This window comes from Acinetobacter sp. UBA801 (genome assembly GCA_002296655.1).
Taxonomy (GTDB): Bacteria; Pseudomonadota; Gammaproteobacteria; order Pseudomonadales; family Moraxellaceae; genus Acinetobacter.
Window position 1 is genome coordinate 1 of the sequence record DBIN01000044.1, and the last position, 24,294, is coordinate 24,294.

A 24,294-nucleotide genomic window follows, 5' to 3' on the forward strand; every position below is an offset into this window, starting at 1 on the left:
TCTTTTCTTGACTCAAGCATTAATGCAGTACGATCTTCAAAGTTAAGATGATGGTATGACAATTTTATATACTCCATAAACCCTTTAAATTAATTAGGTGGTTTATGTCGCACTTCAAGTTTTACTCTGCCTAGATTTGACTTTCATCAAGAAAAATTTTTATTTTCTATTAGTTCCAATCGTAACTGCAATTCTCCACACTCCTCTTCTGGCTCAGATGGGATAGTAATTTTGACTTTATTATTTAATTGCCATACTCCGTTTACAGGTTCAAATAAATTGTATTTTAGTTGAAAAATACGCTCTTCATCTGGTATTAACTCAACTTTTTTAATAATGGAACATTGCATCTCAGGAAATAATTGATCTTTTGTTTGGGTATTAGACTTCTTGCGTTAGTCAAATTTTAAGCAGTCAAAAGCTATATTTTATAAGGTTTTAGCCAATTCAAAAATTAGATAAAACTATACTTTCGCAAGAGGTCTATTATAAAAATCTAAAGGCACATTGCAATCAGGATATTCTAATATCACTTTATCCGAATAATTATTTAGAAAAGATAATTTAATCTCTATAGGAATACCTTTATCTTTATCAACTTTTAGATCATATAAAGCATCTTCACGTAAATCTGTTTTTTTATAAAAATCCAAAAATTGAATTTCGCGAACGACTAGACCACACAAATCAGTTGCAGCCCCAAATAGTTTTTAACGTGTATTGATCTTGTTTAAAGAGATAATCACTATTGCTGTCGTGAGCATTCCCAAGACTAGGTGGAGGTGGAAGCCCATTACCCTGTACCTTCTAAACTAGCCCCTCCTACACTAAAACTCTCTCCGCAACCAATCATTGTTAAAAATAAAATATTAAAGCAAAAGAGCTTAACTATTTTCTTCACGGTCATGTTGATAAACCCCAAATATAAAAGTTTTAGTAGCATCTAGCTTGCCTTCATCCTCTGCACATTTTTCAGAAGCTGACTTTAGTAGTTGTAGTGAATATTCGTGCCACAATTTTAGACTCTGATCACGTAAAAACTGAACAGACGCTTCAGTTAATCCATCCGCACACACAGCTTGTTCTAAAAAGTTTTTCTCATTATTTTCAAATAAATTATGGAAACCTGCAGCCAAATGGGATTGTAAGTTTTTAATCAAAATTTTACGAGCTTCTTGTAAAGAAGGATCAGGAATAAATTGTCCTTTTTGCAATAAAATATTACCGTCTTTTTCGAGTACTATGCCTAATCGGATCAACTCATTTAACACAGACCTAGGATGGCGCTCAGTAGATACTCTTTTTACCAAAATTTCGAAATTATTTTCTTTTTCACTACTGAATGGTAAACACTCTCCCCAGCCTTCTGCTAACCACAAACCTATAACCCGAGAAGGAACACTAATTGGTTCAGAAATATTTGCTTCAGTCAAAGGCTTGCCCGCCAGCTTCGTCTCTTTATATGCACTGACATCCTTACGGTGTAGACCAGATAATAAACTAATAGCAGAAATAGTAGGCTTTTGATCAATTCTTTCTAATTCTTGAAGAGCCTGTTGATAAAAAATTGGTTTTAAAGCAGCGGAAAATTCTGTATATCCAACACCAGAACGAATTAACCATTGGTTAAGATAATCCATGAGTGCAAGCACTTGCTTTAAATTAAACTCAGCATCATTAGTAGGAAGTTTAGTCATCACACCAACAGCAGTAGAATTACAATTGAAATTTTCCAACTATTTTTAGTCTCCTACAAATTTTATCATATAAATTTACGTATCTTGTGAAAAAATACTCACAATCTAGCTCTAAATCTATCACTTTTTAATTTTTCACTATTTAGCGTTCATCTATTTACAACTGTTCATTAAATACTCTATCATAAAAATGCTAAATTTTCGCATTTTATGATAGAGTATTTAATTTGAATAATTATCGTTAAGGAGTAAGTATGATGAAAATTTCACCCTGAATAGCCACCAAAATTCTAGACACACATAACCATCTTTTGATGGGCCTTTTCATAATCTAATGGAGAACGTTGACCATTGGAACCATGTCTGCGTTTTGAATTGTAGAACATCTCAATATATTCAAAGATATCTGACCTTGCTTCAGTTCTTGATGAATATATTTTCTTTTTGATCCTCTCTCGCTTTAACAGCTGAAAAAAGCTCTCGGCAACAGCATTGTCATGGCAATTTCCTCGTCTGCTCATACTGCTTTCAAGATTATGATGCTTGAGAAATGTCTGCCATTCATGACTGGTGTATTGGCTGCCTTGGTCAGAATGAATCAGGACTTTGTTCTTTGGGTTTATTCGCCACAAAGCCATCAATAACGCATCTAAAACCAGATCTGTCGTGATTCTGGATTTCATCGACCAGCCAACAACAAGACGTGAAAACAAGTCAATCACAACTGCAAGATATAACCATCCTTCATGAGTACGGATATAGGTGATGTCAGTCACCCACAACTGGTTGGGATGAGTTGGGTTAAACTGTCGGTCTAAAGTGTTTGCGGTAACGACAGCTGGAGTACCAGCGTGAGCTCTAGGTTTACGATAGCCACGCTGCGATTTAAGACCATTCGCCTTCATGAGTCGATGTACTCGATTGATCCCACAACTTTCGCCAACATCTTTCAAATCACAGTGAATCTTGCGATAGCCATAGACTCCACCAGATTCCAGCCAGAATTGTTTAATCAATCCTGAAAGCTGTTGCCGTTTCTTGGCAGTTATACTGGTAGGTTTCTTTAACCAGGCGTAATAACCACTGTGATGAACATCTAACGTTGAACATAAACGACGAACAGACCATATATGTTGGTTGTCCTGAATAAAGGCGTACCTCATTTGGACTGGCTTGCGAAGTACACCGCGGCCTTTTTTAATATGTCCCTTTCTTCAGTAACCCGTTGCAGTTCTTTTTTTAACTTTGCTAATTCTGTAGTTGGATCACTAGATTCTGTTGTCTTGGGCTGCTGTGGATCATAACGTTTGATCCAAGCATACAGACTATGTGTAGTGGTTCCTAAACGTGTAGCAACTTCAGCCACACTATGACCTTTCTCAGTGACTTGTTTTACTGCTTCAATTTTGAATTCTTCAGGGTATCGTTTACTGCTCATGAGCACCTCGTTAATTAGTCATTTTATCTAACTAAAAGGTGTCTACAAAATCGGTGGCTATTCATTGATCTGCTGTTTTTCTCTTTCTAAAATTCTTACTTTACTTGCCTCCATTTCCAATGACATTTGCATTCCATAAACATCATTCATACTGCTACCTATTTGCTACCTTTTTTATTTTAATAAAAAACCACTTACGATTAGTACACGTAAGTGGTTGTTTTATATGGTGGGCCCAGACAGACTTGAACTGTCGACCAACGGATTATGAGTCCGCTGCTCTAACCAACTGAGCTATAGGCCCTAAAATTGAATTTGTTATAATTCAACAAGTTCAAGCGCAAAGAATACTAGCGAAGATTTTTAAAAAACACAAGCCATTTTCATAAATTGCTGTATAGATAGTCAACAGATAAATTTAATTATTGAAATATAAAAACTACACCTTCACTTTCCGAAACATTGCCAAATGCATATTTAAACGCTTCCCTTTACGCGCTTCGGCTTTGTTGAACAAGAATTTCATAACTATATCATTTTAAAAAAGTTTCGATTATTTTTACCTAAAATTAAATTCTTTTAAATCAGATGTTTACATGTTTACACAACAAAGCCGTTAACATTAAAACTAATAAAAGATATAATGTATCATCCACATCATTTTAGGTTGCTATATTTCAAACAATTTTTCTGTTGACTCTTATATAAAACAAGCAGAAATTATGCATTTACAGATCCTTCAGCTGTTATATTTATGTTGAAAAAATTTATAGGCGAGTCTGCATTCAAACTTGCAGGATGGCAATATCAGGTAGACCCTAACGTCCTCGAAAACAAACAAGTGATCGTGGGTTTTGAACACACCTCAATGATGGATGCAATCCTCTCACTTGCTCTGTTCCAAATTTATGATATTAAAATTCATACTTTAATTAAAAAAGAGCTTTTCAAAGGGCCGCTTAAACCTGTTTTAGAAAAAATCGGCGGCATTCCAGTAGACCGTAAATCTAGCAAAGATATTGTTTCGCAAATGGTTGAACTTTTTGATCAAAATGAAAATTTCAATTTGGTCATTGCACCCGAAGCAACTCGTGCAAAAACAGGTGAAGTCCGCAAGCCAATTCGTACAGGTTTTTGGCATATTGCCAAAGCAGCCAATGTGCCTATCGTATTAATGTATGCCAACTCAAAAACCAAACAAGGCGGGATTTTTGAAAAAATTTATCCGACAGATTTAGATCACGATATGGCACTTATCAAACAATTATATAAAGAACACGTAGGCTTAGATATTGTTATCCCTGAGCCAAAAACAGCGCCAAGCAATGGTTAAAAAACCTAAAACTCTGCCCTTTATCTAAAAAAAGGGCTTATGTTAGAATGGGCGCAATTTTGATAGGCATACTGCCAATCTGTAAGGAGCATAGTTCGCATGGCGGGTCATTCCAAGTGGGCCAACATTAAGCATCGTAAAGCCAAACAAGATGCTAGTCGTGGTAAGTTGTTTACCAAATTTATTCGTGAATTAACAACTGCTGCAAAGCTCGGCGGTCCAGATGCGGCAAGTAACCCTCGTTTACGTGCTGTTGTTGAAAAAGCACTTTCAGTTAATATGACACGTGACGTTATTAACCGTGCCATCCAGCGCGGTGCAGGCGGTGAAGATAACGACGATCTTAAAGAAGTAACATATGAAGGTTATGGTGTAGGTGGTGTTGCTGTTATTGTAGAAACCATGACAGACAACTTAAACCGTACTGTGCCAGATGTACGTCACTGTTTCTCTAAAACTGACGGTAACTTAGGCACCAATGGTTCTGTAGCGTTTCTATTCACAAAACGTGGTGAAATTTCATTTGAAGATTCATCTTTAGAAGATCAAGTGATGGAGGTCGCTTTAGAGGCTGGCGCAGAAGACATCGAAGTGTCTGAAGATGGCATTTTGGTTATTACCACGCCAGAAGCTTTTGGTACAGTTCAAGATGCGCTAACAGCAGCAGGTTTGAAATCTGACAATGCTGAAGTGGTCATGAGTCCATCGACTAAAGCAGAAATTACGGACATCGACCAAGCGAAAAAAATCATGAAAATGATTGATATGCTTGAAGATTTAGATGATGTTCAAAACGTATATACCAACGTGGAATTCTCCGATGATGTTTTAGCACAATTAGACGCATAATATGTCTAAGTGCAATTCATAAAAACGCACGTTCTCGTGCGTTTTTTTATAGATCACGCAAAATAATTCTAATAAATTAAACTTTATTTAATAAACCATGACAGTTTAAAACATCATATTCTTTAATCACAAAGCTAGAATGCAAACCTGCCACATGCTCGATTTTACCAATCCGTTTTAGTAAAATTTCACTGTAATTTTCCATATCTCGCGCCACAACCTCTACAATAAAATCTGCAGTCTGCCCTGTCACCAAAAATGCGCGTATCACTTCAGGAATACTTTCCAGTTCATCCAAAAATTTGGCAAAAATATCAGTATCGTGTTTGCTTAATGATACCTGCAACAACACATGTAAACTAAAACCCAATTTTTGATAATTAATTTCACGCTTTAAACCTGAAATAATTTTATGATCGATCAGACTTTTAATACGGCGATGCACGGAACTAACCGACAGATTAATCCGCTCGGAAAGTTCATTTAAATTGACATCTTCGTTGCTTAAAATTTCTAAAATATGCTTATCGAAGCGATCTAATTCCATTTTTCAAGCACTCAATCTAATCAGATAAAAATCAAACATATACCGCCATTATACTTGAATTATTTTGCAGACTAAGTATTTTTATTGAAAATTCATTCCAGTAGTAAAGCAAAATCTTTATGGTTATAAAAATAACCGCTTAACGTTTGGAGCAACTCCATAGACAAACGGGATTTCATTGAACTTATAGTTTTGAACATCTAAATTTTCAAAAATCCAATAAATAACAGCTTCGTACATATATTGTCACAATCCTAACCATCTATTTTTTGAAAGTGTATAGAAATGTATTAATACAGATGCACTCAACAATAAGCACAATGCGCCGCCAAACTTGGTACAGAATTTTGATTTGAATCACTTAAATTCTTTGATTAAATTTTTGTTGCTAGGTTTTTAGAGATCTGTATCCCAAAATACGCGCAGATTGCGCGGATGTTTATTTAAGGCAATAACATTTAAATACCGCGCCAATCTACACGTGCATTACGCTCAGTTTGATAAATACGCGAAACATATTGCCCTAAAGGCAAATCTAGCAAATACTTTTGATAATCTTTAAATTCTTCAGAAATGACTTCATCGTGTTCTTTTTCCCACGGCGTACCTGAAATTTCTAAAATAGGCGCAAGCATCGAACATACTGAAATATCGGCTAAACCCAAACGCTCACCTACAAAATAACGTCCATAATTATCAATCAAATGTTGATTTAAAATGATAATTAATTCATCCATCCGCTGTTTGGATTCTGTGACTTTATCTTGATCGAGCTGATAACCCTTAGACACCAAAGCTTTAATAATTGGCTTAGAATATTTAGAAAACTGACGCAAATAGCCTTTTTCACCAATTAAAATTTCCAAAGGTTCTTCACTTTCAGATAGTGCATGCGCCAAACCCCAACGACGCACATGCTGCCCCAATTCGTCAGCCAAAGTATTTATGGCAAAGGCATGTTTATATTGCTCAGCATCACTGCGTAACAAGGCATGTTCGGGATAAACATCATCCAAATATAAAGCAATTTGAGTCGAATCTGCTATCCAACGCTCTTGATCACGTAAAATAGGTAATTTATTTTGCCCTGTTTTTAATTGTGCAAAAGCGCGATGTACACCTGGAATTAAGTTTTGCGCATCATAATCTAATTCTTTATGATCCAATAACCAGCGAGCTTTCTCACAAAAATGAGACAGAGGAAACTGGTATAAGATGCGCATAAAATCTCCATATTTAAAATTTTGATATCCAAAGCAATATCAATACTGTGCATGTCATACTTTAGTCATAGCTTCTTATAATTACAATGTACTTTTTATTCAAAAGTCAGGCGAAACAGTCAGCAATTCAAATCAATTCCTGCTAGACATTCAACCAACAACGCTAAGCAGACTGGAGTGGAGAAACATCTGTTCGATGACCTGACTTTATCTGCCCTTTCATGTAAAATCGTGCCTAATTTTTAAATAACACGTTGTGAGTTATTCATGGGTTTTAATTGTGGTATTGTGGGCCTGCCAAACGTTGGTAAATCTACGCTTTTTAATGCTTTAACCAAAGCTGCAATTGCAGCGGAAAACTTCCCGTTCTGTACCATTGAACCAAATACAGGCATTGTACCTGTGCCAGATTCGCGTTTGGACAAATTGGCAGAAATCGTAAATCCACAACGTGTATTACCCACCACGATGGAATTTGTAGATATTGCAGGTTTGGTTGCAGGTGCATCTAAAGGTGAAGGTTTAGGCAACCAATTCCTTGCCAACATTCGTGAAACCGATGCGATTGCGCATGTGGTTCGTTGCTTTGAAGATGAAAATGTGATTCATGTAAATGGTAAAATTGACCCATTAGATGACATTGCAACCATCAATACAGAACTTGCTTTGGCCGATTTAGAAACGGTGAGCAAAGCCATTACACGCTTAGCAAAATCTGCCAAAGGTGGCGATAAAGACGCCGTAGCGACCAAAGCTGTTTTAGAAAAAATTCAACCTTTACTAGATGACGGCAAGCCAGCACGTGCAGCCAATTTAGATGATGATGAACGTAAATTGGTTCGTGGTTTTGGTTTATTAACCTTAAAACCAACCATGTATATTGCCAACGTGGCAGAGGACGGCTTTGAAAACAACCCGCACTTAGATGCAGTTAAAAAACTTGCTGCAGAAGAAAATGCGATTGTGGTGCCATTATGCAACCAAATTGAAGCTGAAATTTCATTGCTTGAAGATGAAGACCGTGCAGAATTCCTAGAAGCTCTTGGTATGGAAGAGCCAGGTCTGAACGTAGTGATTCGTGCAGGTTATGCGCTTTTAGGTCTGCAAACTTACTTTACTGCAGGCGTACAAGAAGTCCGTGCATGGACAGTGAAAGTAGGTGCAACAGCACCACAAGCAGCAGGCGTAATTCACACTGACTTTGAAAAAGGCTTTATTCGTGCTGAATGTATTGCTTATGATGATTTCGTACAATACAACGGCGAAGCAGGCGCAAAAGAAGCAGGCAAATGGCGCTTAGAAGGTAAAACTTATATCGTACAAGACGGTGATGTTTTACACTTCCGCTTTAATGTTTAATTGTTTTAATGCTTAGTTTTACAACAATGCATGCAGCCAAGTATTGATTCAATAAAAACCTCGATGTAAGTATCGAGGTTTTTTTATGGAAGATTCTGCATCAGATCAATGCAAATAATCTCAATTCACCTAAGACTGAATCACATTGCCCTTTTGTTTCGGGTCGGTATTGCCCAATTCTGGATGTACCAATGCATCAGCACATTGTTTTTTATCCCGTTCATAATCAGCTTGTTTTTGCGCAAGACTGCTTGAACTGTCAATCGTCGCACGTGCCCAGATTTCCAGACTGGTCAATGCCTTACGACACAGCGCATATTTCCCTTCAGTTACAGAGTCGGTCATTTTGACATTAATACGCCAGTCGGTACTTAATTTACGGGCAGGTTTGCGGACTTTATCTTCAATTAAATTACGCTGTTTACGATACACGTATGGCTCAACTTCATTCATCAATTCCCACGCGGCTTGAGCATATACAGTCGCATCATTGGTAAGTTTTGGCGCAGGCTTAATTTCTACTGTTTTTTTCGGGTTGTTGTCATTGCTACACGCTTGCAATAACAGGCTACTGCATAACATTGAAGCAAGCAGGATTACAGGTGTTTTCAATTTCAACATATCGGTTCGCCCATACAAACAATTCGGCATCATGCTAATGAATTCAAGTATAATACACAATCTTCATTTGACCCATTGTTCAACTTTCTCCCACAAGGTGTGTCGTGTCCGTACACAATATTCAAACTGTACCCGCAGCAAGTTTTTGGCAAGGTGCAAAAGATAGTCAGGCAATCATTTTTACCTATCTACCTGTTTCTTTTGCTTTTGGTGTTTCTGCCACTCAATTCGGATTTAGTGCATGGGAAGCCTTATTTTTATCTTGCTCAATGTATGCAGGGGCAAGTCAATTTTTAGTCGTTGCATTATTAGGCAGTGGAACTTCAATCTGGATGACTGCTTTAACAGTGATTGCTTTGGATATTCGACATTTACTTTACGGTCCGGCCTTACAAAACCTGATTCAAGATCGTTTAAACCTCAAAAAAACCGCAATTTGGTCATGGGGCCTAACCGATGAAGTTTTTGCCTCAGGCATGATTAAACTGTCGCAACGCCGTCAGGAATGGTCTGAATCATGGATGCTTGGACTGAGTTTATTTAGTTGGATGTCTTGGGCATTAGGCTCCTTGTTAGGTGGATTATTTGCCGATCAAGTCACTAAAATGCCACAGTTTTTACAAGCAGCTCTCGACTTTTTATTGCCCGCTTTATTCCTCAGCTTCTTATTGGCCGCTTTTGAAAAGAAACACACCTTTGTGGTGGGAATCACCATTTTAGTGTCTGCCGTAGCTTGTTATTTTATTGACTTATCTGCTGCAATTTTTATTGGGATTGCTTCAGGTATTTTGGCGGGATTATTTAAACACTATGTATTAAAACAACCCGACCCTGAACATACAGGAGCAAAATCATGAGTATGGAAATTATTTTGGTCGGTATTGTAGTCGGTATTGCAAATTTCGCCTCACGTTTTGGTCCATTCTTTGTAATTCAAAAGTTTCATCAAGGCTCACAGCAACGTGGTGCGTTATGGCTCAAAATCGCTTTGGGCAGCATTGGCATTGCCGCAATTAGCTCTATGCTCGTAGTTGCAACCTTGCCACCTTTGCTTGAAACACCCAATAAAAGTTTTGCGATGTTGATTGGCTTTTTAGTACTCACAGGTTTGTATTTTAAGTTTAAGAAAATCGTACCTGCCACGCTTACCGCGGCCATCACCTATGGTTTAATTTATACTTATGTGCCATTTTCATTCTAATGTGTCTGAGGTTTAGAGATTGAATCGCTCAAATAATCTATTTCAGAATTCAGCCTTAGCTGCTTTAAAACACTCAATGCAATTGAAGTTGATGACAAAATCATGATTTTATTGCAAACAAGGCTTAACTCATAGAACAGTTCTGCTATGCTAAAAGCCCACTTTAGCAAGGACGATTCACATGAGCGTAACCATTGGTACTCCCCTTCAATCTTCTGCTTTTAAAGTTTTGCTATTAGGTTCAGGGGAACTCGGTAAAGAGGTGGTAATTTCACTGCAACGCTTAGGCGTAGAAGTACATGCCGCCGATCGCTACGATCATGCGCCAGCCATGCAAGTCGCACATTATGCCTATACTTTGAATATGGCAGATGCCACAGAATTAAAACAACTGATTGAAAAAATCCAGCCGAATTTAATTGTGCCTGAAATTGAAGCGATTGCGACACAGGTCTTGGTTGAAATTGAAGAACAAAACATCGCCACAGTCATTCCTTCTGCCAAAGCCGTCAATTTGACCATGAACCGTGAGGGAATTCGTCGTTTAGCTGCAGAAGAATTAGGTTTGCCAACCTCGGCTTACCGCTTCGCCAATTCTTTGGAATCTTTCCGTGCCGCCTGTGATGACATTGGTTACCCCAACTTTGTAAAACCTGTGATGTCATCTTCAGGCAAAGGACAATCGCGTGTGACCTGTTTTGATGAAGTTGATGCCGCTTGGGAATATGCCCAAACAGGTGGACGCGTCAATCAAGGCACAGTGATTGTGGAATCACAAATTGACTTCGATTTTGAAATTACCTTATTAACCGTACGTGCTAAAAACGCAGAAACAGGTAGGATTGAAACTTCATATTGCGACCCAATTGGTCACCGTCAAGAGGCTGGCGACTATGTAGAAAGCTGGCAACCTCAAGCCATGAGCGATGCTGCCTTGACTGAAGCTAAACGGATTGCGGATAAAGTGACCACTGCCTTAGGTGGCTGCGGCATTTTTGGTGTAGAACTGTTTGTGAAAGGCGATAAAGTCTGGTTTAGTGAGGTGTCTCCACGTCCACACGACACAGGTTTGGTGACATTGGCATCACAGTTCCAAAGTGAATTTGAATTACATGCACGCGCGATTTTAGGCTTACCTGTCAACACAAAACGCCATAGTGTTGCAGCCAGTGCGGTGATTTATGCAGGTGCTGATGCAACAAATCTTTCATTTTCTGGCCTGAATCTTGCATTGGCACATCCTGATACAGATTTACGTTTATTTGGCAAACCAGAAGGTTTTGAACGTCGTCGTATGGGCGTTGCGACTGCGCGTGCAGAAACAACCGAGCAAGCACGTGAGCTAGCTCAGCATACTGCGGACACTGTTCGCGTACATTTAAACGAAAATCAAAATTAAGCTCGTCATTGCATAACGGAATTGTCCATGATCATTACATTACCCTTGCTGAATTATGTAAAAAGCAACCATGACATTCAGGCCATTAACCAATGGCGCACCGATGTCGAAAATCAGCTACAACAATGTTTTGAAAATGGACAATCCATTCGTGAAGTGATCTTGGCGCGTTCTAACCTGATTGATGAAGCGCTCACTTTTTTATGGCAACATGCCGAATTAGACCAAACCGATTTGAGCCTATTTGCAGTGGGTGGCTATGGGCGCAAAGAAATGCTGCCCTATTCTGATGTCGATATTATGGTGTTGTCGGAAGATGCGATCACAGCAGAACAAGAACAACTTATTTCGACTTTTATTTCGTCTTTATGGGATGTTGGCAATTTCAAACCTGCCACCAGCGTGCGGACTATTCAAGACTGCGTGATTCAGGCAACCAGTGATTTGACTGTTGCAACCGCCTTGATTGAAGCACGTTTAATTACGGGAAATCAGCAACTTGCCAAATGGCCACGTCGTATTGTTTCGCAAACTTGGACAGATAAAACCTTTTTTGATGCCAAAATGCAGGAACAAAGTAAGCGTTACGCACAGCACAATGACACCGAAAGTAATTTAGAACCCGATATTAAAAATGCTCCGGGCGGTATTCGTGACATCAACCAGATTGGATGGATTGCCAAACGCCATTTTCGGGTCAATCGTATTTACGACTTGGTGCATTTAGGTTTTATTTCAGAGTTTGAATTAGCTGTACTCGAAGAAGCCGAAAGCTTTTTATGGGAAATCCGTCATCATCTCCACCGTTTAACTAAACGTGATGAAAACCGTTTATTGTTTGATTATCAACGTGATATTGCAGCATCTTTTGGCTATGTTCGAGAAGAAGGTAAACCACAAAATTACCCAATTGAACAATTTATGAAGCGTTATTATCGCTCTGCACAGCAAGTTTCCACTTTAAATGAAATGTTGCTGGCCTATTTTAATGAGTCGGTAATTACCCCGCGTTTGCCTAATTATGAACGTAACATCGAAGAAATTAATGAAAATTTTAAACTGGTCGATGGCAAACTTGCCGTACAGCACCACAAAATTTTCTCAGAAAAACCAAGTGCAATTTTAGAAATTTTCTATTTATTGGCCAATCGCCCTGAAATTGAAGGAATTCGCGCACGAACACTGCGCCTACTAACACTTGCAGCCAAGCGCATTGACCAAAGTTTCCGTGATGATCCAACACATCAAGCGCTGTTTATGGCGATTTTGCGCTCACCGCACCGTTTGTATAATACCTTGGTGACCATGAAACGCTTAGGCGTTTTGGGCAATTACATTCCTGCTTTTGGACAAATTACAGGCTTAATGCAATATGACTTATTCCATATTTATACAGTCGATGCCCATATTTTACTATTGCTCCGCAATTTAAGCCGCTTCAAAGAACCTGAATTTGCAAAAGATTTTCCTGTGGTCAGCTCGGTATTTCAACGTCTTGCCCGTCGTGACATTATTTATTTGGCTGCGATTTTCCATGATATTGCTAAAGGTCGTCGTGGTGATCATAGTGAGCTTGGTGCAGTAGATGCTATCGATTTTTGCCGTAAACATGGATTTACCGAGCGTGAATGTAACCTTGTGGCTTGGTTAGTCAAAAATCACTTATTGATGTCAGTCACAGCACAGAAAAAAGACATTTCTGACCCAGATGTGGTCAAAGAATTTGCCGAAAAAATGGGAGATATGGAGCATTTAGATTATCTCTATACCTTAACAGTTGCCGATATTAATGCCACAAATCCAACGCTTTGGAACTCATGGCGTGCATCTTTAATGCGCCAACTTTACACACAAGCGCGTGATGTCATTCGTTCAGGGCTTGGGCGTCCAGTCGATTATCAAATGCTGATTGAAGACACCAAGTTTGCCGCTAGTGAATTACTGGTCAATAATTTTGAACTCAGTGCCGTTGAAAAAGTCTGGCAAGAACTGGGCGATGAATACTTTATTAAAGAATCTGCCGATGAAATTGCATGGCATACCCGTGCAATTTTGGAGCATGGCGATAATCCCGCACCATTAGTGCTCATGCGTGCGCACCGAAAATCAGCACAAGATGCAGTACAAATCTTTATTTACACTCAAGACCAACCTAACTTATTTGCTACAACCGTCGCCATTTTAGACCGCATGAACCTTGACGTTCAGGATGCACGAATTATTACTGCAACTAAAGCCTTTAGTTTAGATACTTACGTGGTTTTAGACCGTTTTGGCACACTCTTGACAGACCCAGAACGTGAAGAAATGGTGATTGAGGCTTTGGTCAATGCTTTGAGCCAGTCAGATAAATATCCAGGTCTGATGCAACGTCGTATTCCACGTCAATTGCGTCATTTTGACATTGAAAACACAGTCGAAGTGACGTTCAATGCAGCACTGAATCAAAACATGGTCGAAATTGCCACACTAGATCATCCTGGTTTACTTGCCAAAATTGGCGGCTTGTTTATGATGCAAGGCTTAGATATTCACTCCGCCAAAATTGCCACCTTGGGCGAACGTGCTGAAGATATTTTCTTTGTCACAAAAAAAGATGGCAAACCAATGACAAAATCTGAAGCAGATACTTTTGCCATCCAGCTTAAAGCTGCTTTAGATGAGGCCTCTAATCAGGTCTGTAGTCAACATTAACTTCAATTTACGGAACATCCATGAACTCAAGTTTGTCCTTATTACAGCCTTATCCTTTTGAAAAGTTAAACAAACTATTTCAGGACGTACAACCTGCAAATTTGCCGTTAATTCCACTGTCTATTGGTGAGCCCAAACATCCTGCACCTGAATTTGTCAAACAAGCCATTATTGATAATTTTCAGCATTTATCGACTTATCCGAACAGCAAAGGTCTGCCTGAATTACGTCACAGCATTGCCAATTGGCTGACACAACGCTTTCATTTAAAGCAAGTTAATCCAGACACTCAAGTTCTCCCCGTTTCAGGTACGCGTGAAGCGATTTTTTCCTTCGTACAAGCCTTAATTCAACGTGAAGATGCACCTTATGTAGTGATGCCCAATCCATTTTATCAAATTTATGAAGGAGCAACTTTATTGGCAGGTGCTCAACCCTATTTCATCAATTGCACCGAAGACAATAATTACTTGGGTGATTTTGATGCCGTACCTGCAGAAGTCTGGGAAAAAACCGCTTTATTGTTTGTCTGTACACCAGGAAATCCAACCGGTGCTGTCCTTTCAAAAGAACTATTTAAAAAGCTGATTGCTCTGTCAGATCAATATGATTTTGTGATTGCATCCGATGAATGTTATTCGGAATTATGGTTTGACCAAGCACCTACAGGTTTACTGGAAGTCTGTGCCGAACTTGGACGCGATGACTACAAAAACTGCATCGTATTCCACTCTTTGTCTAAACGCTCAAACTTACCGGGCATGCGCTCAGGCTTTGTTGCGGGCGATGCAAACTTATTAAAACCTTATTTGCAATATCGTACCTATCATGGTGCGGCAATGCCTGTTCAACATCAATTAGCCTCTATTGCGGCTTGGGATGATGAACAGCACGTTGAAGATAACCGCCAACAATATCGCGCCAAGTTTGAATTATTTCAAACAGAGCTTGGGCATTTACTGCCACTAAAAAAACCAGATGCGGGTTTTTATTACTGGCTCAAAGTCGATCATGATGAAAACTTTGCCAAAATGTTGATGGAAAGAGCCCATATTAAAGTGCTTCCAGGTCGGTATTTATCTCGTGAAACTGTACAAGGTAACCCAGGTGAAAACCATGTTCGCTTGGCTTTGGTCGCAGATTTAGCACAATGTGAACAAGTGATTCAACGTCTTAAAGCGGTTTTATAAGCTTGTTGTTAGATGAATGTACAAGCGATTAATCGGAATCGAAAAACTGCTTTAGACTAAAGATATTAACCCCGTGAAAACCGACTTACAGCATATTGTTTAGTCGGTTTTTATGCTGCTATATCAAGATAGTCAATTAGACAAAACTTCACAGATGTGCTTTTTTAATAATCAATATTAATCGTAATACGATCTGTATATTCCCAACCCGTACATGAGATTCATGCACGTGAAGCAGTCCTCAACAGATTTGCGGAATTAGGGCGACCACTTACACAACTTAATCCTTAAATTCGGCTCAAATAGTGGTGCTTTGACTTTCAAATCTTTGTGCCACACAGCCTTTCGGATAAAAAAGATCCCGAAGGATCTTTTTTATCAATAAACATTCAAAATAAACAAGAATATGCTCCACTTATTCTGTGTTATGAATATTTACCACACTCAAGCTAATGCCTTTTCAATTTCCGCCTGCAAATCCTCAGGTTTGGTGGTGGGAGCAAAACGGTTCAATACCTTGCCATCTTTACCAATTAAAAATTTGGTAAAATTCCATTTAATTCCGTTACCCAAAATACCTTTACTGTTGTTGGTCAGGTAACGAAAAATCGCATGTGCTTCAGGACCTTTGACATCAATTTTGCTAAACATTGGAAAACTGACACCATAGTTTTTTTGACAGAAGCTCCCAATTTGCTCGTTGGAACCTGGATCTTGCCCACCAAACTGATTGCACGGAAAGCCCAAAACTTCCAGACCTTGATCTTTATATTGTTGATATAACTTTTCTAAACCTGCAAATTGAGGCGTAAAACCACATTTACTGGCTGTATTTACAATCAACAAGACCTTCCCTTCATAATCACTAAAGGCTTTATTTTGTCCATCTAACAACTCAGCTTCAAACTGATAAATGTTGGTCATGGATAATTTCCCTCATCATTTTTTTCTTGTGTTTTGAGTTCTAAAGAAGCCGAATTTACACAATAGCGCAATCCTGTTGGCTGTGGGCCATCATCAAAAACATGACCTAAATGTGCGTCACAATGATGACAAACAATCTCGGTACGTTGCATACCATGCGAGTCATCCTGATGCTCCTCAATCACCCCAGGCTGAATTGGACGAAAGAAACTTGGCCAACCGCTACCGCTGTCATATTTTGTTTCTGATGAGAATAGTGCTGTACCGCAACAACGACAGGTATAAATACCCTCTTGTTTAGTATTCCAATATCTCCCCGTAAAAGCAGGCTCGGTACCTTTTTGACGTGTAATCCGAAATTCCTCTGGTGATAACTCTCTTTGCCATTCTCGGTCTGTTTTATTGAGTTTTCCCATCACTAACTCCTTTAAATCTTTGACATTCAGTGTCATGCTTCAGTACTTCCATATTTACGCTAGAGCTTGCAAAATATCTAGCTAAATTTCAGCATAGATTGTGATATTTCAGTAATCTATAATTTATTTATCTTCTAATGATTGGATGGAACTATGTCCGTACTAGGTAACACAACTCCACGCGAAATAAAAAAATCATCAAAACTTGAGCATGTATGCTACGACATTCGCGGACCTGTGTTACGAGCGGCCAATGAAATGGAAGAAGCCGGTCATAAAATTATTAAACTAAATATTGGCAACCCTGCCCCATTCGGTTTTGAAGCGCCACAAGAAATTATTAATGATGTTGCATTGAACTTACCCAATGCGGTTGGTTATACCGACTCCAAAGGGATTTTCCCTGCACGTAAAGCAATTTGTCAATACTATCAGCAAAAAGGCATTTTCGATATGCATGTTAATGATGTGTATATTGGCAATGGCGTGTCTGAACTGATTGTTATGGCAATGCAAGGCTTGTTGGACGATGGCGATGAAATGCTGGTGCCTATGCCTGACTACCCGCTTTGGACTGCGGCAGTAAATTTATCGGGCGGTACTGCCATTCACTACAAATGTGATGAAGAAAACTTTTGGTATCCAGACATTGCTGATATGGAAAGTAAAATCACGCAAAATACGCGTGGTATTGTCATTATTAACCCAAATAACCCAACGGGTGCGGTTTATCCACGTCATGTGTTGGAACAAATTGTAGCGTTGGCAAAAAAATATGACTTAATTTTATTTGCCGATGAAATTTACGACAAAATTATTTATGACGGCATTGAGCATGTTGCAGTTGCAGCTTTAGCGGGTGATCAGCTCTGTATTTCCTTCAATGGCTTGTCTAAATCGTATCGCATCGCAGGCTTCCGTTCAGGCTGGATGGCAATTACAGGCGATAAATCTCGTGCTGCGGATTACATTGAAGGTTTAGACATGCTGGCGTCTATGCGCTTGTGTGCCAATCATCAGGCGCAATACGCGATTCAAACGGCATTGGGTGGTTATCAGTCTATCAATGACCTCATTCGTCCGGGTGGTCGTTTATACGAACAACGTAACATTGCATGGGAAATGTTGAACGACATTCCTGGTGTGTCTTGTGTCAAACCTGAAGGCGCAATGTATTGCTTCCCTAAACTTGATCCAAATGTCTATCCAATTGAAGATGACGAAAAGTTAATGCTCGATTTGCTCAAAGCAGAAAAGGTTTTGTTGGTTCAAGGTACAGGTTTTAACTGGCCAACGTCTGATCATTTCCGTGTGGTGTTTTTGCCTGCAGAAAATGAATTACGTGAAGCAATGACACGATTAGGTCGTTTCTTGGCAAAAATCCGCTAAGACCAAACCGAATCTCTGTTTTAAAATGCCGTGTGGATCACGGCATTTTTTATGGATTTGGTTTTTTATTTCTATTTTTTCTTTTATCTCTTGTTCATCATCAAGCAGTAATACAGCAAAGCAATACCCTGACACTTAGGGATACACTTTTACACGCCCGCAAAAGCATGCTGTAATAGCCACAAGCGATTAAGTTTCAGGAATTGAGCATGCACTACCAAGTCCATCTTATTGATGCGCAAAAACCATCACAAAACTATATTTGGTTGCTTGAGCATTGTGCCAGTAAAAAAGTGGTAGTGGTTGACCCAACCGATGCCAAACCTGTTAAAGATTTTTGCCAAAAACATGGTTTAGAGATCGCGCAAATTTGGTTGACGCATTGGCATCAAGATCATATTGGCGGTGTGCCTGAACTCATTGCGGAAGGTAATTTGCCTGTTTATGGGCCACGTGAAGAATTGAGTAGAATTCCGTTTATCACGCATCCGTTACTAAACCAAGACCATGTCAATTTTCATGATTTACAGGTTGATGTTATTGCCGTTCCGGGACATACCTTGGGGCATATTGTGTATTTTATAGATGCGTTGGATGTATTGTTCTGTGGCGATACTTTATTTGCAATGGGCTGTGGCCGTGTTTTTGAAGGTACACATCAGCAAATGTACCAATCGCTCAATCGATTAGCTGCTTTGCCACCGCGAACCCAAGTGTATTGCACCCACGAATATACCCTTGCCAATGCAAAATTTGCGCTACATGTAGAACCCGAAAATTTGGCAATTCAGGAGCGTTATCAGCATATTGAAAACTTACGTATGCTAAATCAATCGACTTTGCCAAGCAGTATTGAATTGGAACTCGAAACCAATCCATTTTTAAGAGCAGAAAGCGTTCAAGAATTTCAAAAATTACGTGAATTGAAAGATAATTTTTAAATGGATTTATAAGTCATCACGATGTTCAATTACACAACACAGATTGCTTATAAAATTAGATGGCTTGCCGCAAACTCATCTCATTGAGTTTGCGTCACCACACGCACAGCGTTCATTTCATCGGCCCGTACCAAAAATTGGACAATCCAGGCTGATAACGGCATGCGCTGCCAGAAGGCAGCATAAACCACTTCGGATTGGAAGGAAAACAATAATCAACCTTCATACCCGAGCATCACAGCAACAGGCTCTAGTCCTTGATTTTGTATCAGCTTCACGATGTGCTCCACCTGCTGTTGAATTGTTTGTGCGATCATGGCTATTTCACAAATCTTCAAATTGAACAATAGTAAAAGCTAATGCCTATTAAGTACTGACATGCTACGCACTGATACACATTTCGCTAAATTAAAGCTTCGCATAAAAAATGGATAATCTTCATGTGTACATGCTGAAATAAATACAGCCTAAACCAAAAAATCATTAACAAAATATTTCTAAGTCATCTTTTGGCAATACATTTAAGACCTTAAAATCAATGGCACCAATCCAATAAAAACAATAAATATCAAAAATTTATTCTTCAACAATTGTTTCAAAATATTCTATTTTCAAAAAAAGACTTTAGACTTCGCAAAATCAGTGCAAAAAATATCTAAGAAATACATTTCTGCCCTTTAAAAAACCAAGAAATATCCCTATTAATATTTAGATGAATGGATAGGAGTTCTCTCGTGAAAAAAGTTGTTAAAGCAAAAAATTTAATTGCGTTTCGTATTTGGCTAGAAAAATTAGGTTATTCAGTCAAAAATTTGGCGGATGGTCACGGTTTCACGTTTAGCTTTCAAAAAGAGTATGGTTTAGTCACTTGCGAGCTTTCTGGTAATGCTTTGGCAATGAAATTAGGCGAGGAATTTGAAGACCATTTAAAAGCATAAATACTTATACCATATATAATTATGCGATAACGGTTGAACTTGATAGGATGCAAAAAATAAAAATTCAAATCGTATTTCATCAATATTTAAAGATAATTTTGCCCATAACCTGTTTGTGGGCTTTTTTATACGAAGTTCAAATCTTGAAATACATCGAAACTTTGTCAAAGAGATGCAATGATTTAAAGCTAAATAACAGGCAATAAAAAAGCAAGGTCAAGGCCTTGCTCTTTAATACATGGTGGGGACGGAGAGACTCGAACTCTCACACCTCGCGGCGCTGGAACCTAAATCCAGTGCGTCTACCAATTTCGCCACGTCCCCAACATCGGGTACCAACTGAGTTGTTGGATTTTAATTTGGCAGAGGATCAAGGATTCGAACCTTGACGAACGGTTTTGGAGACCGTCATGCTACCATTACACCAATCCTCTGTAACTTAAAATCAAGCTGGCTTGATATTTAAGTGGTGGGGACGGAGAGACTCGAACTCTCACACCTCGCGGCGCTGGAACCTAAATCCAGTGCGTCTACCAATTTCGCCACGTCCCCGATGGCTGTGTATATTATAGAGATCACTTCCTGATGACAAGCCTTTTTTATAAAAAAGCGCAATGACTGTTTAAATAAAAAACAAAAAACTATTTTTTGATTTTTTCTTCAGCATATTCAGCCACTAAGCCATAATTTCAACTCTGCAATACTCGCTGCACGCTGTGAAATGGGCTTCGCTAGCATGTGATTCAGTAGTGGTAAAAATGCTTGTAGATGTGCAGGAAGTTGAATATGTAATCTTTGACAGTGTAAATACGCCCAATCATGGTAACTATTTGCCTGTAAGCGTTGTTGCGTTAACCATTCATAAAAAATAATGCCTAACGCATAAATATCACTTTGTGTAGTTTTAGGCTGCCCGTGAAATAACTCTGGCGCCATATAACGCGGTGTAGCTGTTATCGTTATCCCCTGAGATTGAATATCTGCAACTTGCTGTACTTGCTCAAAATCTAATAGCTTGATATGTCCATCTAACTGTACAAGATGTTCAGCTTTTAAGTCGGCATGAATCCAATCCAATTGATGCAATACTTCTACTGCTTCAAAGACACGCCAAAATATATGTTTAATCTCTTCTGTATGCTCAGGTAAATTACCCATCGCAAGAACAGCTTTTGCTTCAGGCAAAATTAAAGCACGTGAATAGACCTGTGAATAATGAGATAAAATGTCATGTGAATTACCATGCGACTGAATATGAATGGGTACAGCATCCATCAATTGACATGGCAATAAAAAAGATAAATGTGATGATTGCGCGTACTTTTTATAGAAGTTCCATTCTTGTGCAAAGCCCTGCTCTACTGTCGGATGAACACCTGGTTGTTGGACTTTAAGCCAATAAAACTGCCCTTGATGTTCAAAACGATAGATATGCCGACCATGTTGCAAACTTTGTGCTTTACTGCGCAGCTCGAACTGCGCAGAATTTAACTGTTGAACATCCAAATTCACAATATTAAACAACAATTACGCCAGGGCGCATTTCTGCTGCGACTTCAGTAGATACTGCAATTTGAGGTGCATTTAATAACTCTAAGCAATGTTGCAAAGTTTTACCAACACGTGCATGTGTTTCTATCGATGAAATTTTAGGCCAAGTCGCGCGTTCGCCTTCACGCTGTAAAATTTTAAACAAATGTGGTTTTGGGTTTTGCAACATGTAGCTGTAATGACGTAGGTTGTAACTTCCTACAATATTCACATCACCATAATAGCGCTGATCGACAATCCCATAGCCATGATCTAGCAAACGACGCACTGGCGGTACAGCACCTGCACGCTCACGTACAAAATCCATTACCCCACGACTAATCACTTTACCCTGACGACGAATAATCCGTTCTGGCCAACTCAGCATATCTTTACGATAACGCTTAATATCATCCTGCATAAACGGCACCACATGAGGATTCACCTGACTGGCAATGGTGTAATTGATATTATACAAACGTGCCATCTTTTCCTGCGGGAAATCACTACGCACACTGCCATCCACCCAACGAGTTTTGCCCATATATGGAGTATATTCGCCATCATAGCGCTTATTGGTTAAACGTACTGGTGGAAATAAAATTGGCACAGCACACGAGGCCAACACCGCACTCCAAACCAACAAATCTGGTGCAGTAAAGCTATTCATAATGCGTGAGTCTTGCGATGTATCGTAAGGCGCAACCGCCACATTAATATGTAAACCTGATTTTTTAAACGCTTCTTCAAACGTGGTATCGCCTAAGTTTTTGATCAGGAATTTTTTTAAATAATGTACATCGGCAATCCCACCATTGCCTTTAAGAATTTCCCGCATTTGTCTAAACTGAAATGCTTCGTGGAAAAATGACTCACCACCCAATATATGTTGTACTTCTTCAGGTTTTGAGATACCTAACATTGCAGTCATTATTGCGCCTGCACTCGAACCCGACAGCACTTTAGGCATTAAATCCTGTTCAGCCAATGCCTTACAAACACCTGTATGAAACAAACCTAGCGTTGCACCACCAGAGAACATCAATGCAGGTTGTCCGTATGCCGTTTGACATTGCTGAAAAAACTCTATTTTTTCTGATTTGGTGAAAGCCTGACATTCATCTGAAGCGACAAAAGCCAAACTTTTGCTGACTTCATCAACATAATCTTCAATAATTTTTTTAGTACCCACATAAGTTGCAGTGAACAACATAGGATGAGCAATATTGGCGATGTCAAAAGTTAAACCTTCACGCAATATATAAATTAAATCGCGACTGCGTTCGGTAGTGCGGTAGCGGCGTAATAAATTTAAACGGTGCGAGATAATTTCCGCGTCAAAATATGGTGAACTGTTGTCATATTTCCATTCTTGCGCACCAGTTTCTTCATCTATACGAATGGCAATACTTTTCCATTCTTCATAAGATTCGGCATTTTGAATTTGGTGCTTGAGCTTTTTTATGCGATAGGCTTGATGCGGATTAACATCTTCGGTGAAACCTTTAAATAACATAGCATTCCTCAATCCGTTAGTTTATTCGCAGCACTACGCTTGCCGATGCCTACTATACACAACAATATCTTAAAAATAATAACATGCGTCAATGACTAAGTAAGTACCGCAATTGGCAAACCTAGGTCAATTGCGCTAGTCTTAAACTGTACTTTTCGCTCTGCAATTATAAAGCTGAACTATCATGGCAAACCTAGATTTACCCGACAACATCTTAATATCACTTTCGCATGTACTCCAACAACTACAGCAAAGTTTACCTGCTTTAAAACAAGAAACCGACTTTTCTGCTATTGCATTCAAATGGCAAGATCAACAATTGATTGCGATTCAACAACCAAGAAAAATTGATTTGGATGATTTAAAAGGCATCGAAAAGCAAAAAGAAAAGATCATTCAAAACACCTTGCAGTTTTTAAATGGCTTACCTGCCAATGATGTGTTACTCACAGGCTCACGCGGTACAGGCAAATCATCTATTGTACGTGCATTACTGACTAAGTATGCCAATCAGGGATTACGTTTAATTGAAATTGAACGCGATGATTTGTCTGAATTGCCAGAGATTCAGAAGATCATTCAGCATCGTCCTGAGAAATTTATTGTCTATTGCGATGATTTAGCTTTTAACGCCGAAGATGAAAATTATCGTAGTTTAAAAAGTGTTTTAGATGGTTCATTACAATCAGGTTCCAGTAATTTTATTATTTATGCGACCAGTAACAGACGTCATCTGCTGCCTGAATTTATGCACGAAAACACACCTGTCACCCGTGTAGATGTACCGCAATATACTGATTTGCATCCTCAAGAAGCAATTGAAGAAAAAATTTCATTGTCCGATCGTTTCGGGATGTGGCTGTCGTTTTATCCAATGGATCAGAACCTGTATTTAGAAATTGTCGAGCATTATCTGCAAAAGGCGGAGATGGAACTCACCGCTGAAGCGCGTGCCGAAGCTTTACGCTGGTGTCAGGCACGTGGGCAGCGTTCTGGTCGTGCCGCCTATCAGTTTTCAAAACATTGGATTGGCTCTGCGCAGTTAAAGCAACTTTAAGTTGCCTATTTTCTTGCCTGACAGAAACAGCG

The 24,294-nt window shown here is 39.1% G+C and carries 22 protein-coding genes and 4 tRNA genes; 12 read left to right on the forward strand and 14 right to left on the reverse strand.

Features of this window, described 5'->3' with window-relative positions; all coding sequences use genetic code 11:
* Positions 1 to 146: 146 nt before the first annotated feature.
* The 4 genes from B2W49_RS08995 to B2W49_RS09010 all read right to left on the reverse strand — a co-directional run bounded on the left by B2W49_RS08995 (position 147) and on the right by B2W49_RS09010 (position 3,439).
* A complete protein-coding gene (locus B2W49_RS08995) occupies positions 147 to 350 on the reverse strand; it encodes a hypothetical protein (protein ID WP_291339607.1) in 204 nt (67 codons plus the stop codon).
* Positions 351 to 884: 534 nt separating this feature from the next.
* On the reverse strand, positions 885 to 1,697 hold the full coding sequence (locus B2W49_RS09000; protein ID WP_291340407.1) for a DUF6502 family protein: 813 nt from the start codon (positions 1,695 to 1,697) through the stop codon (positions 885 to 887).
* Positions 1,698 to 1,987: 290 nt separating this feature from the next.
* Positions 1,988 to 3,135 (reverse strand): IS3 family transposase gene (locus B2W49_RS09005; RefSeq protein ID WP_291339609.1). Its coding sequence is split into 2 segments (ribosomal slippage): positions 1,988 to 2,889 and positions 2,889 to 3,135, totalling 1,149 coding nucleotides; the frame shifts between segments, so codons are not numbered across the junction.
* Positions 3,136 to 3,362: 227 nt separating this feature from the next.
* Positions 3,363 to 3,439 (reverse strand) — tRNA-Ile (locus B2W49_RS09010).
* Positions 3,440 to 3,889: 450 nt separating this feature from the next.
* Here B2W49_RS09010 and B2W49_RS09015 point away from each other — a divergent pair.
* Complete coding sequence (locus B2W49_RS09015) at positions 3,890 to 4,468, forward strand: 1-acyl-sn-glycerol-3-phosphate acyltransferase (protein WP_291339611.1); 579 nt, start codon at positions 3,890 to 3,892, stop codon at positions 4,466 to 4,468.
* Positions 4,469 to 4,567: 99 nt separating this feature from the next.
* Positions 4,568 to 5,317, forward strand: coding sequence for a YebC/PmpR family DNA-binding transcriptional regulator (locus tag B2W49_RS09020; protein ID WP_291339613.1), 750 nt, complete (start codon positions 4,568 to 4,570; stop codon positions 5,315 to 5,317).
* Between the two features lie 76 nt (positions 5,318 to 5,393).
* Here the strand turns inward: B2W49_RS09020 and B2W49_RS09025 are convergent, their stop codons facing one another.
* Positions 5,394 to 5,864, reverse strand: a complete 471-nt coding sequence (locus tag B2W49_RS09025; protein ID WP_291339615.1) for an Lrp/AsnC family transcriptional regulator — start codon at positions 5,862 to 5,864, stop codon at positions 5,394 to 5,396.
* A 458-nt stretch (positions 5,865 to 6,322) separates the two neighbouring features.
* Positions 6,323 to 7,087: a glutathione S-transferase family protein gene (locus B2W49_RS09030; RefSeq protein WP_291339617.1), complete on the reverse strand. Its 765-nt coding sequence runs from the start codon at positions 7,085 to 7,087 to the stop codon at positions 6,323 to 6,325.
* Positions 7,088 to 7,354: 267 nt separating this feature from the next.
* Between B2W49_RS09030 and ychF the strand changes: the two genes are divergently transcribed.
* Positions 7,355 to 8,446, forward strand: coding sequence for a redox-regulated ATPase YchF (gene ychF, locus B2W49_RS09035; RefSeq protein WP_291339619.1), 1,092 nt, complete (start codon positions 7,355 to 7,357; stop codon positions 8,444 to 8,446).
* 129 nt (positions 8,447 to 8,575) lie between these two features.
* Here ychF and B2W49_RS09040 read toward each other — a convergent pair whose 3' ends face one another.
* Positions 8,576 to 9,067 (reverse strand): hypothetical protein, encoded by a 492-nt coding sequence (locus B2W49_RS09040; RefSeq protein WP_291339621.1) that lies wholly within the window; start codon positions 9,065 to 9,067, stop codon positions 8,576 to 8,578.
* Between the two features lie 104 nt (positions 9,068 to 9,171).
* On the opposite strand from B2W49_RS09040, the gene B2W49_RS09045 reads away from it, so the two are divergent.
* The 5 genes from B2W49_RS09045 (at position 9,172) to dapC (ending at position 15,551) form a co-directional block, all read left to right on the forward strand.
* Positions 9,172 to 9,924 (forward strand): AzlC family ABC transporter permease, encoded by a 753-nt coding sequence (locus B2W49_RS09045; protein ID WP_414630594.1) that lies wholly within the window; start codon positions 9,172 to 9,174, stop codon positions 9,922 to 9,924.
* A complete protein-coding gene (gene ygaH / locus B2W49_RS09050; RefSeq protein WP_291339623.1) occupies positions 9,921 to 10,268 on the forward strand; it encodes an L-valine transporter subunit YgaH in 348 nt (115 codons plus the stop codon). The genes B2W49_RS09045 and ygaH overlap by 4 nt, the downstream gene beginning before the upstream one ends.
* 181 nt (positions 10,269 to 10,449) lie before the next feature.
* Positions 10,450 to 11,667 (forward strand): formate-dependent phosphoribosylglycinamide formyltransferase, encoded by a 1,218-nt coding sequence (gene purT, locus B2W49_RS09055; RefSeq protein ID WP_291339625.1) that lies wholly within the window; start codon positions 10,450 to 10,452, stop codon positions 11,665 to 11,667.
* A 27-nt stretch (positions 11,668 to 11,694) separates the two neighbouring features.
* Positions 11,695 to 14,361: a [protein-PII] uridylyltransferase gene (gene glnD, locus B2W49_RS09060; RefSeq protein WP_291339627.1), complete on the forward strand. Its 2,667-nt coding sequence runs from the start codon at positions 11,695 to 11,697 to the stop codon at positions 14,359 to 14,361.
* 20 nt (positions 14,362 to 14,381) lie between these two features.
* The gene (gene dapC, locus B2W49_RS09065; protein WP_291339629.1) at positions 14,382 to 15,551 is read left to right on the forward strand and encodes a succinyldiaminopimelate transaminase; all 1,170 of its coding nucleotides are present in this window, start codon (positions 14,382 to 14,384) and stop codon (positions 15,549 to 15,551) included.
* A 444-nt stretch (positions 15,552 to 15,995) separates the two neighbouring features.
* Here the strand turns inward: dapC and B2W49_RS09070 are convergent, their stop codons facing one another.
* The gene (locus tag B2W49_RS09070; RefSeq protein ID WP_291339631.1) at positions 15,996 to 16,475 is read right to left on the reverse strand and encodes a glutathione peroxidase; all 480 of its coding nucleotides are present in this window, start codon (positions 16,473 to 16,475) and stop codon (positions 15,996 to 15,998) included.
* The gene (gene msrB / locus B2W49_RS09075; protein WP_291340410.1) at positions 16,472 to 16,891 is read right to left on the reverse strand and encodes a peptide-methionine (R)-S-oxide reductase MsrB; all 420 of its coding nucleotides are present in this window, start codon (positions 16,889 to 16,891) and stop codon (positions 16,472 to 16,474) included. The genes B2W49_RS09070 and msrB overlap by 4 nt, the downstream gene beginning before the upstream one ends.
* A gap of 153 nt (positions 16,892 to 17,044) precedes the next feature.
* On the opposite strand from msrB, the gene B2W49_RS09080 reads away from it, so the two are divergent.
* The 3 genes from B2W49_RS09080 (at position 17,045) to B2W49_RS09090 (ending at position 20,159) form a co-directional block, all read left to right on the forward strand.
* Entirely contained in the window at positions 17,045 to 18,280 is a 1,236-nt protein-coding gene (locus tag B2W49_RS09080; protein WP_291339633.1) for a pyridoxal phosphate-dependent aminotransferase, read from the forward strand.
* Between the two features lie 209 nt (positions 18,281 to 18,489).
* On the forward strand, positions 18,490 to 19,221 hold the full coding sequence (gene gloB / locus B2W49_RS09085; RefSeq protein WP_291339635.1) for a hydroxyacylglutathione hydrolase: 732 nt from the start codon (positions 18,490 to 18,492) through the stop codon (positions 19,219 to 19,221).
* 734 nt (positions 19,222 to 19,955) lie between these two features.
* Positions 19,956 to 20,159 (forward strand): hypothetical protein, encoded by a 204-nt coding sequence (locus tag B2W49_RS09090; protein ID WP_004971452.1) that lies wholly within the window; start codon positions 19,956 to 19,958, stop codon positions 20,157 to 20,159.
* Positions 20,160 to 20,398: 239 nt separating this feature from the next.
* Here B2W49_RS09090 and B2W49_RS09095 read toward each other — a convergent pair.
* The 5 genes from B2W49_RS09095 to B2W49_RS09115 form a co-directional block, all read right to left on the reverse strand.
* Positions 20,399 to 20,483, reverse strand: a tRNA-Leu gene (locus B2W49_RS09095).
* 36 nt (positions 20,484 to 20,519) lie between these two features.
* Positions 20,520 to 20,593, reverse strand: a tRNA-Trp gene (locus B2W49_RS09100).
* A 33-nt stretch (positions 20,594 to 20,626) separates the two neighbouring features.
* Positions 20,627 to 20,711: transfer RNA gene (locus tag B2W49_RS09105), tRNA-Leu, on the reverse strand.
* A 117-nt stretch (positions 20,712 to 20,828) separates the two neighbouring features.
* Positions 20,829 to 21,671, reverse strand: coding sequence for a serine/threonine protein kinase (locus B2W49_RS09110; protein WP_291339638.1), 843 nt, complete (start codon positions 21,669 to 21,671; stop codon positions 20,829 to 20,831).
* Positions 21,672 to 21,675: 4 nt separating this feature from the next.
* On the reverse strand, positions 21,676 to 23,205 hold the full coding sequence (locus tag B2W49_RS09115; RefSeq protein ID WP_291339640.1) for a DUF3336 domain-containing protein: 1,530 nt from the start codon (positions 23,203 to 23,205) through the stop codon (positions 21,676 to 21,678).
* Between the two features lie 184 nt (positions 23,206 to 23,389).
* Between B2W49_RS09115 and B2W49_RS09120 the strand changes: the two genes are divergently transcribed.
* On the forward strand, positions 23,390 to 24,262 hold the full coding sequence (locus B2W49_RS09120; protein ID WP_291339642.1) for an ATP-binding protein: 873 nt from the start codon (positions 23,390 to 23,392) through the stop codon (positions 24,260 to 24,262).
* Positions 24,263 to 24,294 lie beyond the last annotated feature (32 nt).